We start from the raw sequence: 13,472 nt of genomic DNA on the forward strand, positions 1-13,472 counted from the left end.
GCACAACGCCCCATTGGTTGATAAAATCAACTATAGCAATTTAATTGACTTTGTCAACCATTATGGATTTATTATGAACTCTTCATTGGCCAATACATTATTTGCTTTAATGCAAAATTATCGCGTTACCATACGAGAAGCTATTAATGCAGGTGAGCTTGGGTTAAACGCAATGCATGTGCGTTGCCTACATATTATTGCAGCGACAACTCACTGCACTGCTAACGATATTGTGAATCAAACCCAGCGCGATAAAGCGCAAATTGCACGCTTAGTTAAAGAACTAATTACATTAAAGCTGATTGACAAAGATGCCAGTGAGCACGATAAGCGTTGCTTTATCTTATCATTTACCTCTGAAGGTCATGCTCTTTATGACAAACTATTAAACGCCGAACAGCATGTTAATGAGCAAATGTGCAAAAACTTAAACTCTCAACAAATCAATGACTTTTTAGATACTGCTCAAAAAATGATTAAAAATATGCAGTGATCGCAACTTCATTACTTGGCATAAGTTAACTAAAACACATATACTGTACACTTATACAGTATATGTGTTTGGTTAATTATTTATGTTTGTTATTCCTATTTATATCGAAGCGGGCGTATGCGGGTTTGAATCACCTGCTGCTCAGTATAAAGAACTTGGTTTATCACTGGATCAGCTATTGATCAAACACCCCGATGCGACGTTTATTGGTGTGGCATCCGGCTGCTCAATGCAAGAGGTCGGTATTTTTGACGGCGATTTATTATTGGTTGATCGCGCCGAAGAAGCTAAAAATGGTGATGTCATTGTAGCTAACTTAAATGGTTTATTTGTTTGTAAATTATTAGATAAAACTAATGCACGGCTACTCTCTGCATCGGACTTATATCCCCCAGTGCAACTGACTGATAGTGATGAATTTCAATTAGAAGGTGTGGTTACTCGTTCGATTCGATTACATCGCTCTAGTGCTGAGCTGCGCCAATGTATTGCTTAGTGGATGCAGTGGCGTTTTACGCCAGCGCTGAAAAAGTATTTGATCCAGCGATCCGCTCAAAACCTGTTGTGGTATTAACCAATAACGATGGCTGCATTTGTGCGATATGTCCTATCGCACGGCGCTTAAATATCCCTAAGTTTCAGCCCTACTTTAAAGTTAAACATTTACTGGCCAAACATAAGGTGGTTATTCGCTCATCTAATTATGAGTTGTACGCGGATCTAAGCGATAAAATGATGAATGTGATCAGCCGTTTTTGCGACACCCAACACGTATATTCGATTGATGAAGCATTTTTGCAGTTTAACGGCTTTACCCCACTCATTAATGACTGGCATCAGTATGGCCAGTTAATTCGTCGCACAGTTTGGCGCGAAACAAAACTCCCTGTTGGAGTTGGCTTTGGCCCTACACCAACATTGGCAAAAGCCGCAAATCATGCTGCTAAAAAGCTCAAAGGTTTTAATGGAATTGCAGTGATTGATAGCGAACAAGCACGACAACATATTTTAGCCGCGATGGATGTAGCTGATGTATGGGGCGTTGGCAGACGTTTAGCTAAAAAACTCAAACTACTTAACATTCACAGCGCGCTTGATTTAGCCAAACAAACACCACAACGTATGAAACGTTTATTTAGCGTCGTGCTTGAGCGTACAGTTAATGAGCTAAATGGCATTGTGTGTTTAAATTGGGATGATGTACGCCAAGATAAGCGTGAAATTTTTTCGACCCGTAGTTTTGGTGAACGTTTAACTGATCCGGTTGCATTAAAAACAGCGTTGATCAATCACAGTATTATTGTCGCTCGCAAACTACGTCAGCAACGCTCCTTAACTAAACGCCTGTTACTATTTGTGGCAAGCTCGCCCCATGAGTCACATTACTATAAAAAATCATTAGTGTATGAGTTACCCGTATCTAGCGCAGATAGCCGTGTATTTGCTAAAGCAATTAGCGAAATATTTACGCAGCTATATCAACACAACGTCCGTTTTTATAAATGTGGTGTGGGTGCACTCGAGCTTAGTTCACAACAGTTTCAACAACCCGACCTATTTGCTCCTAGCCAAGACAACATAAAACTAATGGAGTGTTTAGATTCAATTAATAAGCGATACGGCTACGACACGCTAACTCTCGCAAGTCAACAACAAAGCCAAGCATGGCATATGAAGCGTGCATTTTTATCGCCTCAGTACACAACGCGTTGGCAGCATTTACCGAAAATAAGTTGTGATTTATAAAAAACTCACATTATCGTTAAATTTAAAGTTGTAGTTCAAACTGACAACGAACATTACTTCTCTCTACACTGTACGCAAGCGTTGTAGGCGAAATAAAACGCAGCGTTTGGCTCGTGTCTAAATTATCTGTCTCGTTTTCACAGCGAGTATGGCGTAGTGACATGGTAATGCTTTGCGTGGTGTATTTATACTTAGTAGTGACCAAACAAAAGTTAGCGACTTTATTCGTTTGTGTGCCATGGTGTAAGTTATTAAAAATAATTTCATCACCGAGCTTAAAGCCAAGATCAGGCTCATTTGCATCAAGCCATGCTAACTGTCCACCAGCACACATTTTAGCCTCACCTGATACCAATTGATAACTACCAACCTTAGTATTGAATAAATTAATAAACTGACTTTTATTACTTGGCAGCTCAGTTTTAGCACTGACAACTGTAGTTAAACAAACCGACACTAAACACAGTAATACTTTACGATAGCGCATTAAATACCTGACATTTATTGATTTATATACTCAGCATAGCATAGCTACGGTGATTAAAATAAAAACCAGCCAGTATACTGAGTCATGGTTGGTTTTTAATATTATGTTACTGCCAATATTTAGCAAATAGTTGCGGATATGCCAGCTTTAAAAATTTAGGCTTATCTTTAAAGCGCTTACCTTTAGGTTGATCAAGGCCTGAAGGAGCAAAGGGTAATTCGTCTTCATTACGCTGTTCATATAATAAACCAGCGATCAAATCATACTCATCTAAGTAAGGATAAGGCTGCTCGTTTAAATGATAAACAGGAGTGCAATCAGCCAAAGAATCAGCATTTTCAAGCGCAGCATTAAAAGCTGCTTCACCACGAGAAATTAACCAACAACGAAATTCTGAGAAACCGTATTCATCATTGCAACCGGCCATTACAAACGCAGCACCAAATAACTCCCAAGTATAACTTTGGCGCATACAAATGCTAAATTGTTTATCAAATTCAATGAGCTGTGCATCGCTTAAATCTGTAAGTAAACCTTTTAAACGTTCACTGACTGATTCTGGCTCTGCGGTTCTATCTGCAACGGTAACTAATTGCCAGAATTCGCTTAAAGTAAGTGCACTCATGACAAAATCTCTTTCACTCGCCCTACTTGACCATCCTCTAAGCGCACTTTAATACCATGCGGATGATTGGGTGATTTAGTCAAAAGGCGCTCAACAACACCTTGCGTTAATGTGCCGCTACGCTGATCTTGTTTTAAAACGATATTAACTTCGGTGCCTGGGGTGATTTGTGAACGAGTAGGAACTGCCATAATGGATCTCTTTTACTATTTTGTTGGATTATAGCTGTATGTCATCTTGATACCAAACTAAAGCACCGTAATCGTTGTGTTTTCACGCTCTGATAGTTAACCTGAGCTTTGCTTGTGCAATAAACAATCAGTCTGGATTTTGATTATTGATTACATTAGACACATCGATTTTCCTTAAATTTAATCAGCTAAAAACAGAACCTCTTGAGGGGTTAAGTTAATAACAGCCAGCTCTGTTACTATAATACTTTCGACTAACGCTAGCTGTTGCTTTTGTTTTGCCTGCTCAAGTGCAAGCGCATCAATAAAATAACATCTGACTTTAAGTGATGTAGCTGGTTTTTTTAAATCTATATGATGAGTTAACCAACTAAAGTCTGTTAGATGATCTTTGATCTGCTCGCATGCGCCAGTTAAAGTAGCGCGCAATAATTTATCGAGCTGCTTTTGCGTTTTAGTCATTTTTAGTGGTGTGCTCTTGGCTTAAGTCGTTCTCTGGGACTATATCTTGCTGCTGTTTAAATTCTTTGTAACCGTCTTCTTGGCGCTTTATACATTGATGGTATTCTTTATCTGCCATATGACTACATTCGCCTAAGCGAGCAGCTTGAACTTCGTGATAGCGGGCATCAGTACTACAAGCGGTTAAAAACAGAACCGCGAAGGCACTTACAACCCATTTTAGCCTATTGAAAAGCATTAAAAATTCCTTACATTTTAAACTGGAAAAGTAATTCATCCGTGACGATTTTGCTGTATATTGCAAACGTTTTATATCTATAACCGTTAAGGGCTAATTATGATGTTGTCGCAGTTACAAGAGCTGTTCCAGCGTATCGATAAAAGTAAACTATTTCAATCATTTGTTATCGCCGTTATTGTCGTATCAGCGCTCACTGTTGGTGCACACACTTATTCGTTACACCCCACTGTTGAATTTGCTTTACATTGGATGGACGTTGGCATCACGGTGTTTTTCTTAATAGAACTAATTATCCGCTATGTTGCAAGTAAAGGCTTAAAAGCCTTTTTTAGCAAAGGCTGGAATATTTTTGACTTTATAATCGTCATTGGCAGTTTATACCCAGCTGCAGGTTCGACCATTTTTATAGCCCGTTTATTACGAATATTCCGTGTACTACGTTTAGTCTCTATGGTGCCAGAACTGCGTTTGTTGGTTAATTCATTATTAAAAGCCATACCGCAAATGGGCTACATTGCACTATTAATGTTTGTTATTTTCTATATTTATGCCGCAACTGGTAGCATGTTATTTTCTGATATAAACCCAGTCCTATGGGGAGACGTATCAATTTCAATGTTAACTCTGTTCAGAATAGCAACCTTTGAAGATTGGACCGACGTCATGTACGAAACCATGGCTGTCTATAAGCTAAGTTGGATTTACTACCTTACCTTTATATTCTTAACCGCTTTCGTATTTTTAAACATGATGGTAGGCGCTATTTTAGAAGTTATGTCAGAGGAGCATCGCAATGCCCGCGAAGAGCAAGCCGATGTAGATTCATTGCCCGCAACCCAAGGGCAAATAAATGAGTTAAAAGCGCAAATAGCAGAACTAAAAACACTATTAAAACCCAAAAGCTAAGTATTGATAAACTAGCACCTAAGGATATAAAGGCTTAGGTGCTAACGCCATTATAATTAAGCTGCTCTGTAGTTTCCTCCCCCCCCCTAAACCAAGCATTTATTCTTAGTAAAGGATTTAAAAACTAATAAATTATTGCTTTTAGCTATTTATCAATGGTCTAATAAAAAAATGATAAATCTACACCAACTATAATGCATTACTTAAGTCGCTACTTTTTACTATCAGATCACGTTAATTCAAACGTTCTAGTACCTAACTGGCGTATCAGTGCACTACGCATTATTTTAACCGCTGGTGTAATTTTATGTTTCTCAGTATTTTGCCATACTTTAAACGCCGCAATTGAGTTCAACTTAATATATATTATTGTGCTTGCTGCAAGCTTTTCTGTGACAATGGCCACCTTACTAATTGCTAGCCGTAAATACTTTACTTTATGTGCACATGCCCTGCTATTAAGTATTGTTGCCGCAACAATCTCAATGAATGTATTTTTAACAGACATCAACCTTGCAAAGGTAGGCTCTATGTATATGTATGCATGCCCTATTATTGCATTGATGCTGTTAGGTGTGAGGACCGCGCTAGGTTATGCAATTTTAAATATCGTGCCTTTTTACTTTATAATAAACAACGTTGATATTTCATCTCTGACTTCTATAAATACACAACTACCAAATTCAGACTGGTATATATCAGGGCTATTATTTTTATTCTTTAATATCTGTATTCCGCTCGCAGTTGCGCGAACCATTGTTGCTGCAAAACGCTTAAATCAAACCATGGCAGAATCAAATAGTCATCTAGCAGCAAAAAAAGAGCTTTATAGAACGTTTTTTACTGAATCAAGTATTGCAAAAATAATTATCGATAGTGATAACACCGTTATAGATTTTAACAGCCAAGCGAAAACGTTATTTGGTTTCAAAGCAACAGTTAAAAACAGCACCGTTAAACTCGATAAATTATTACCTAATCTAGTAATTGTAGCTAACCAACATAAGGACCAAGTATTTAAATATAAAAATACCTATAAAACTGTACATTGCCAGCAAGTTACTAACTCTAATTACTGTGTGCTGCGCTTTGATGACTGCACTGAACAACATCAAATAAAACAAAACTTATTAGCAATGGAGCAAGAAAACAAACGTTTACGTTACAGCGATGGTCAAACACACCTCCCCAATAGAGAATGGTTTGAGCTTCAGTGTGAAAGATTTGTAGCAAAGTACCAAGGCGATTTCTATATTGTGGTCACCCAGAGTGCGAATAATGAATATTTAAATCTCAAATACAGTAAAGCAGATGCAAAAGCACACTTAGTATCTGCTTATAAGCGCTTAAAAGACTCTAATGAAGCCCTCGTTCTGTGCGCTCATGTAGGTAATAATAAATTAGCATTTATAATAACTACAAGCACTACTAACGAAATAGAACATAAGCTCTTAAACGAGATTAAACATGTAGTTGATGAACCTTATATAATCCGGGGCGAAAAATACCAACAGTCATTTTTATTTGGTTTTTCCAACTTTCCAAGACAAGGAAAAAGCAGTGCTAATATATTAAACAATGCAATTGAGGCATTAAAACTTGCTGATAATCATCGCCCTATTAATGGTTATGATGAAAAACGCTCACAAGAATTTTTAGAAAAACACGAAATATCAATGTTATTGGACGAAGCACTTCATAACGGCGAGTTAGAGTTACACTATCAACCTAAAGTAACACATGACGGCAAGTGCATTGGACTTGAAGCATTGGCACGCTGGAACAGTCAAACTCTTGGTGTTGTATCACCCGCGGTGTTTATTCCGATCGCAGAGGAATACCGTATGATCAGTCGGCTAACAGATTTAATAATTCAAAAGGTATGTGCTCAAATTGCAACTTGGAGCAAAGATGAAATCCCACTAGTGCCTGTTGCAATAAATATATCATTGCTTGATTTTGGCCAAAGCGATTTCATGTCAAAATTAGTAAAATACTTAGCGGACTTTAATGTCAAACCAAGTCAAATTGAATTAGAACTGACCGAAACATCATTAGAAGCGAACCAAGAATATTCATTGGCGTTGATGCAAAACCTACAATCATGGGGATTCACAATTTCCGTAGATGACTTTGGCGTAGGCTATTCAAATATTGCGCGCTTAGCCGAATATCCTATAAATAAGCTAAAACTTGATCGCTCGCTAATAAGCCAAGTTACAAGCTCAACAAGGCAGAAGAGCTTAGTAAAAGCAATTCACGTCATGTGTGATGAACTTGGAATAAAATGCGTATCTGAGGGAGTTGAAACACAACAACAAGTCGAAATTATGGCAAATATGGGGTGTAAAGAATTTCAAGGCTTTTATTTCTCAAAACCATTATCTGCCTCCCACTATAACGAGCACATAAAACAACAAGGTTTGAATTTCAACCCCAAAAAAATACCAGAAAATTAATGCAGCACATAGAATAAAATCACTATTATAAAGCAGACAACACTCATTAGCATTGCAAAATAATGAGTTCAATTGTCAAAGAATGGCTATATGTTGATTATTCTTTATTTTAGACGCTGTTATTATTACACTTTAAATTTACCAACTAAATCAGTAAGAACGTGCGATAAGGCTTTTAATTTATCTCCATTATTACTGGTATTAGCGGCAATATCGCTAACATCATCAGCCGCATTTTTAATTTCTATAACATTGCGATTTATATCTTCAGCGACATGCTGCTGCTCTTCTGCAGCGGTTGCTATCTGCGTATTTAAGTCACTAATATTAACAATAGACGCTGTTATTTCCGTAAATTGTTGCTGTGCAGCATGGGATAGTTCAACCGTTTTATTAGTGCTGTCTAAACTGCGTTTCATTTCAGTAGTGACTTGACCAGACATGCTACGTAGTTTATCTAATTGCGTAGCAATCTCTTCTGTGGATTCAGACGTACGTTGCGACAGTGCACGCACTTCATCTGCAACGACAGCAAAACCACGACCATGATCACCCGCTCGAGCAGCTTCTATTGCAGCATTTAAAGCAAGCAAATTAGTTTGCTCAGCAATACCTCTTATAACGCCTAAAATCGACATGATATTTTCACTTTCAGTGTCAAGTTGCGATATATCATCCGTTGCTTTACTTATAACTTCGCTCAAAACAACCACGCTTTGAACGGTCTCTGTGATCACTGTTTGACCTATCTCTGATGCCTGTTGCGTTTGCATAGCCAGATCTGCCGCATTAGCACAACTTGAAGCTACTTCGTTGGCTGTCGCAGCCATTTGATTAATTGCGGTTGCCGCCATTTCCAGTGCTTGCTGTTGTTGTGAGGTAGAACAAGTTAATTGCGATGCTTGTGTAGACGTTTGCTCTGACGTACCGCTCACATTTAGTGCACATTCGTTGATCTGTCTTACTAAATCAGCAATCAAGTTTAAGAATAGGTTAAAACTATTGGCCAGCTTAGCCGTTTCATCTTTTGTCTTAATTGTGAGTCGTCGAGTTAGATCACCACCACCTTGTGCAATTTCAGTCAGACCATCACTGACTTCAACTATAGGCGAAGAAATTACTTTTGAAATGTAACTTGCGATTAAAATGAATACAATAATTAGCACCGTACTAATAATTATAATTGTCAATGTCATGGTGTTTGCAGCGCTCATCACCTCTGACTTTTCAACTAAACCAATAAATTTCCAGCCCAACTTAGCTGAAGTATATATATTGGCAATAAAATCTTTGTTATTGATGACAATTTCAAACTGACCTTGTGTATTTGCAGCTAACTGTTTGTATTTACCATCCGCAATATCTGCCAGACGTTTAAAACGAAAGTTTTCATTTTTAACATCAACAAGTACATTTCCCGTATCTTCAATCAACATTAAGTAACCGGTTTCACCCAGCTTAATATTAGCAATAATTTCTGTCAGTCCTTGCAAAGAAACATCCATTCCCTGTACACCGATAATTTGTCCATTATCTTTTATTGCTTTTACAGTAGAGACTATAACCATGTCGTCAGCTGCCCAATAATAAGCACTAGTGCGAACCGTTTTACCACTTGCAGATTTACCTGTTAAATACCAAGGTCGAGATCGTGGGTCATAATTAGCATTAACTTCTCCCGCTGGCCACTGAATATAACCACCTTGTTCATTACCCATATAAATATAAGCAAGCCCTGGGTGAGTTTGGCCGAAGTGATCAAACTGTTGAAATGCGGCACGTTCAACACTGCTGCCTTGGAGATGTTTTAGCATCACTGGATTATTTGTGTCAACATGAGTTTTGACATCTTGCTTGGCAGCTAAGACCATTTGATGGGAAGCTAGATAATCAACATTTTTTTCTATTTCGGCAAAAAATATAGCGATACCATTATCTATTTGCCGTGCTTCTCTTTCGCTCATTTGCGCAAAGTTATCAAGCGCTTGGTCTCTTGTTTGCGTGATCACTAGCGCTGCAATAATAAAAAGAGGTAAGGCGATGGCGGAGGCAAAAGATAGTTTTAATTTTTTTGATATATTCATATATAGGAGGCCAAATAGATACTCCCATAAAGATAGTAAGCTATTGAGTATTCAGCAAGAAACAATCTCACTAAATTAACTAAGCAGTGACAAAACTAAAGCGAGGTAAAGACAACAATAAAAACAATGCTAATGGCGCGTTTAATTACTGCGTTTTCGAGAAAGTTAGCTATATATCAATCAAGGGTCTATAATTCAATGAGTGTTTGAGAATTTCATCCTCTTGTCCTCTTGATGTCACCCTATTGCTGAAAATAATTATAGCTGCGACTGATCCAATAGTTCATTCAGAACGTTCGACGTTTAGGAGTTACGCTAAATAACTCAGACTAATGTTTGTAAGGCTTGTTTAGGATGTATCTACTATCTGAGTAATGTATTTTATAACTAATTTTATTTTCAAATGAATTAAGCTCGTTATATGGCTAACCCTGCTACTTAACTTCTCTTTCTCTTATCTAATATTTCATCGCTCTTAGAAAGCGAATACACACTGCTAATAAACAGCCTGAATACGCCTAATAGCATCTGCAAACTGGTGTGTTAATACACTAAAATGAAAAGGTTTTTCATGTTTTTCAAAAATAATGATTTGTCTAAACGTTCAATGGACCAAACTGTAATCGCAGTTATAACCATTAATGATAATAATGACGTTGTATACATCAACCATGCCGCCGAGACACTCTGGGGATATAAAGCTGAAGAAGTACTTGGTAAAAATGTTCGTATGCTAGTACCAAAAGTTCATCAAAAAAACCATGATAGTTATGTAAATCGCCACCGTGCAACTAACGAAGATCGGATTGTTGGCTCTGCCGTTGAACTGCAAATAGAGCGTAAAGATGGTTCAACAACCTGGATCAATATAACTTTATCTCAAGTAAAAATGGGCAAAAAGCTTTACTACACAGCGTTTGCCCGCGATTGCAGTAAAGAGCGTGATGAGCGCTCAATGACTGAACAAGTTCTAGAGCAAGCTCACGATGGTGTAATAACTATCGACAGTCAAAACTTGATCATTTTTGCTAATCCCGCGGCTGAGAAAATATGGGGCTATAGCCGTGAGGAAATGATCGGTCAAAATATTAAAATGTTGGTAGCACCAGAGCACCGCAGCAAACACGACAGTTACGTCAATCGTAACCGTGATACCGGGGTTAATCGGCTAATTGGTAAGCCAATAGAATTACCAATTCATACTCGCGAAAAGACTATTCGCTGGGGCTTAATTACTTTAGCTAAAGTCGTTGTCGGCGATGAGATTTTATATACTGCGTTTGTAAAAGATGTCACCGATGAAGTATCGAAACGCGAAGAAGTTGAAATGTTATCGCTAGTGGCTAATGAGACCAGTAACGCCGTTGTTATCACCAATGAACAAGGTGAAATTCTTTATGTAAATAATGGTTTTCAAACAATGACAGGTTACCAACTCGATGAAGTGAAAGGGAAAATACCTGGTAAATTCTTGCAGGGCAATGACACCGATCCCCAAACCATTGCAAATATTCGCAATAAGCTTAGCCAAAAGCAGCCCTTTTATGAAGAGATATTAAATTATAATAAACAAGGCAAACCATATTGGATTGCTATGTCAATTAATCCTGTATTTAACGAACAAGGAAAAGTACATCGTTATGTCTCTGTGCAAGCTGACATTACTGTAACTAAACAATCAGCCAAAGACTCTCTTGATCGATTAGCCCTCATTAATGGGTCGTTAATGGTTGTTGAATTTCAGCCTACAGGTGAGCTCGTGAATATGAATAAACTGTTCCTTGAAAAAGTGGGCAGTAACGAGGCAGCAAAAGTAGCAGCGAATACCATATGGCAACAACTTCAAAAGCAGCAGAGCACAACTATCAATCAAGACGAGCAACTAAGTTTGGTCGTTGAATTTACAGATAAACAACAAGTTCAACGTTCGTTCGATGCACAGGTTTGTGAATTGAAGGATTTTTCTGATCAAGTAACACGTTACGTAGTGTTTGGTGTAGATATTACTGATCGTCAAATTGCACTAAAAGAAACACATCAGGCAATGCAAGAACTCTTAAAAGTGGGTAATCAAATCGGTGACATTGTTGGCAGTATTTCTGGTATTGCAGGACAAACAAACCTACTAGCTTTGAATGCCGCTATTGAAGCTGCTCGTGCTGGTGATGCTGGCCGAGGTTTTGCCGTAGTCGCATCAGAAGTTAGAGAGCTGGCAAGTCGTTCGTCAGGATCAGCTGATCAGATCAGTGATTTAGTAGATGCAACACGGACCCGAATTGACCAATTAGCAGACTCACTTGAACGCATTAATCGTTAATTAACATCGTACTATATTTGCTGACTATTCACGCGCAACTAAGTGTGTTTAAAAGTAAAAGGGCTGGCACATTGCCAGCCCTCCATATTAACTGTAATAAATGGCAGCTAATAAACTAATGTTTATTATCAACAATAATGCGTAGCATACGACGCAGTGGCTCTGCAGCACCCCATAATAACTGATCGCCAACGGTAAAAGCACTAATATATTTAGGTCCCATTGCTAACTTACGAATACGCCCTACAGGAATACTTAATGTACCAGTTACTTTAACTGGGGTTAAATCCGTAGCAGTGATATCACGCTCATTAGGGATAACTTTAACCCACTCATTGTGTGAGGCTAAAATCTGTTCTATTTTCTCGACGCTAATATCTTCACGTAGTTTAATGGTCATAGCTTGGCTATGACAGCGCATTGCACCAATGCGCACACATAAACCGTCAATAGGCACAGGCTGTTTAGATGAACCTAAAATTTTGTTCGCTTCAACTTGCGCTTTCCATTCTTCTTTAGATTGACCCGATGGCATTGGCACATCAATCCATGGGATAAGACTGCCTGCTAACGGCACACCAAATTGCTCTTGCGGTAAATCGCTTGAGGCTATTTGCTGTGTGACTAGTTTATCAATTTCTAAAATAGCGGCTTGTGGATCAGCTAGCTTGTCAGCCACACTTGCATGAATAGAGCCCATTTGCGCAATGAGCTCTTTCATATTGCGAGCACCGGCACCCGATGCAGCTTGATAAGTCATTGGGCTTACCCACTCAATCAAGTCTTGCTCAAATAAACCACCCAATGCTAATAACATGAGTGACACTGTGCAGTTACCACCCACATAGGTTTTTACGCCTTGCTCAAGACCTTGTTCAATCACATCTTTATTGACCGGATCAAGTACAATAATACTGTCATCGCTCATACGCAGTGCTGATGCCGCATCAATCCAATAGCCGTCCCAGCCTGCTTCACGTAATTGTGGATACACAGCTTTAGTGTAGTCACCACCTTGACAGGTGATAATAATATCCATTTTTGCCAGCGATTCAAAATCCATTGCATTAAGTAATGGTTTTGCAGGACCCGCTAAATCAGGGCCAAGCTGACCGGTTTGTGAGGTGGTAAAAAAAGTGGTGTCGATATGAGCAAAATCATTTTCTTGTTGCATACGCTCTAATAACACTGAGCCAACCATGCCCCGCCATCCGACCAATCCTACTTTTTTCATTGTTTGTTCCACTGTTTGAGTCATAAGAAATACCTAATACGTTAAAAATTAAAATTCATTGCGTGAGATTTAATTTTTAGAACGAACAATCTAGCACTGTGATCGAGGCAACACCAGTGTTACTCATAGAACATAAAATTTTTTCATCTTGAGTCAATAATCATATTTCTAATAGTTATGATTATTGTGCGTCATTGTAAAAGACCGGTGTTTTTGACATCCAACTG

General features: G+C 38.4%; 13 protein-coding genes. 6 read left to right on the forward strand and 7 right to left on the reverse strand.

Annotation, left to right across the window (positions count from 1 at the left end):
- Positions 1-73 precede the first annotated feature (73 nt).
- The 3 genes from H5183_RS06340 (at position 74) to H5183_RS06350 (ending at position 2,239) form a co-directional block, all read left to right on the forward strand.
- Complete coding sequence (locus tag H5183_RS06340) at positions 74-493, forward strand: MarR family winged helix-turn-helix transcriptional regulator (protein WP_145239134.1); 420 nt, start codon at positions 74-76, stop codon at positions 491-493.
- Positions 494-575: 82 nt separating this feature from the next.
- The gene (locus H5183_RS06345) at positions 576-989 is read left to right on the forward strand and encodes a LexA family transcriptional regulator (RefSeq protein ID WP_145239137.1); all 414 of its coding nucleotides are present in this window, start codon (positions 576-578) and stop codon (positions 987-989) included.
- Positions 977-2,239 (forward strand): Y-family DNA polymerase, encoded by a 1,263-nt coding sequence (locus tag H5183_RS06350; protein WP_182731230.1) that lies wholly within the window; start codon positions 977-979, stop codon positions 2,237-2,239. Before H5183_RS06345 ends, H5183_RS06350 begins: the two co-directional genes overlap by 13 nt.
- A 22-nt stretch (positions 2,240-2,261) precedes the next feature.
- On the opposite strand, the gene H5183_RS06355 is transcribed toward H5183_RS06350, so the two are convergent.
- The 5 genes from H5183_RS06355 to H5183_RS06375 all read right to left on the reverse strand — a co-directional run bounded on the left by H5183_RS06355 (position 2,262) and on the right by H5183_RS06375 (position 4,242).
- The gene (locus H5183_RS06355; RefSeq protein ID WP_182731231.1) at positions 2,262-2,726 is read right to left on the reverse strand and encodes a hypothetical protein; all 465 of its coding nucleotides are present in this window, start codon (positions 2,724-2,726) and stop codon (positions 2,262-2,264) included.
- A 106-nt stretch (positions 2,727-2,832) separates the two neighbouring features.
- On the reverse strand, positions 2,833-3,351 hold the full coding sequence (locus H5183_RS06360) for a DUF4240 domain-containing protein (RefSeq protein ID WP_145239146.1): 519 nt from the start codon (positions 3,349-3,351) through the stop codon (positions 2,833-2,835).
- A complete protein-coding gene (locus tag H5183_RS06365; RefSeq protein ID WP_145239148.1) occupies positions 3,348-3,542 on the reverse strand; it encodes a YwbE family protein in 195 nt (64 codons plus the stop codon). Before H5183_RS06365 ends, H5183_RS06360 begins: the two co-directional genes overlap by 4 nt.
- Before the next feature lie 180 nt (positions 3,543-3,722).
- On the reverse strand, positions 3,723-4,004 hold the full coding sequence (locus H5183_RS06370) for a hypothetical protein (RefSeq protein WP_145239153.1): 282 nt from the start codon (positions 4,002-4,004) through the stop codon (positions 3,723-3,725).
- Positions 3,997-4,242, reverse strand: a complete 246-nt coding sequence (locus H5183_RS06375) for a hypothetical protein (protein WP_145239155.1) — start codon at positions 4,240-4,242, stop codon at positions 3,997-3,999. The genes H5183_RS06370 and H5183_RS06375 overlap by 8 nt, the downstream gene beginning before the upstream one ends.
- 102 nt (positions 4,243-4,344) lie before the next feature.
- Here H5183_RS06375 and H5183_RS06380 point away from each other — a divergent pair, with 102 nt between their 5' ends.
- Together H5183_RS06380 and H5183_RS06385 are read left to right on the forward strand one after the other, a co-directional pair.
- Positions 4,345-5,151 (forward strand): ion transporter, encoded by an 807-nt coding sequence (locus tag H5183_RS06380; protein WP_182731243.1) that lies wholly within the window; start codon positions 4,345-4,347, stop codon positions 5,149-5,151.
- Positions 5,152-5,345: 194 nt separating this feature from the next.
- Positions 5,346-7,610 carry a GGDEF domain-containing phosphodiesterase gene (locus H5183_RS06385; RefSeq protein WP_182731232.1) on the forward strand — a complete coding sequence of 755 codons (2,265 nt, stop codon included), beginning with the start codon at positions 5,346-5,348 and terminating at the stop codon, positions 7,608-7,610.
- A 125-nt stretch (positions 7,611-7,735) separates the two neighbouring features.
- Here the strand turns inward: H5183_RS06385 and H5183_RS06390 are convergent, their stop codons facing one another.
- Positions 7,736-9,694 (reverse strand): methyl-accepting chemotaxis protein, encoded by a 1,959-nt coding sequence (locus tag H5183_RS06390; protein ID WP_182731233.1) that lies wholly within the window; start codon positions 9,692-9,694, stop codon positions 7,736-7,738.
- Between the two features lie 571 nt (positions 9,695-10,265).
- Here H5183_RS06390 and H5183_RS06395 point away from each other — a divergent pair.
- Complete coding sequence (locus tag H5183_RS06395; protein ID WP_182731234.1) at positions 10,266-12,011, forward strand: PAS domain S-box protein; 1,746 nt, start codon at positions 10,266-10,268, stop codon at positions 12,009-12,011.
- A 115-nt stretch (positions 12,012-12,126) separates the two neighbouring features.
- On the opposite strand, the gene asd is transcribed toward H5183_RS06395, so the two are convergent.
- Complete coding sequence (asd, locus tag H5183_RS06400) at positions 12,127-13,269, reverse strand: aspartate-semialdehyde dehydrogenase (protein WP_182731235.1); 1,143 nt, start codon at positions 13,267-13,269, stop codon at positions 12,127-12,129.
- Positions 13,270-13,472: the final 203 nt, after the last annotated feature.

Origin of the sequence: Pseudoalteromonas sp. SR44-8 (genome assembly GCF_014163635.1) — a bacterium.
GTDB lineage: Bacteria > Pseudomonadota > Gammaproteobacteria > Enterobacterales > Alteromonadaceae > Pseudoalteromonas > Pseudoalteromonas rhizosphaerae.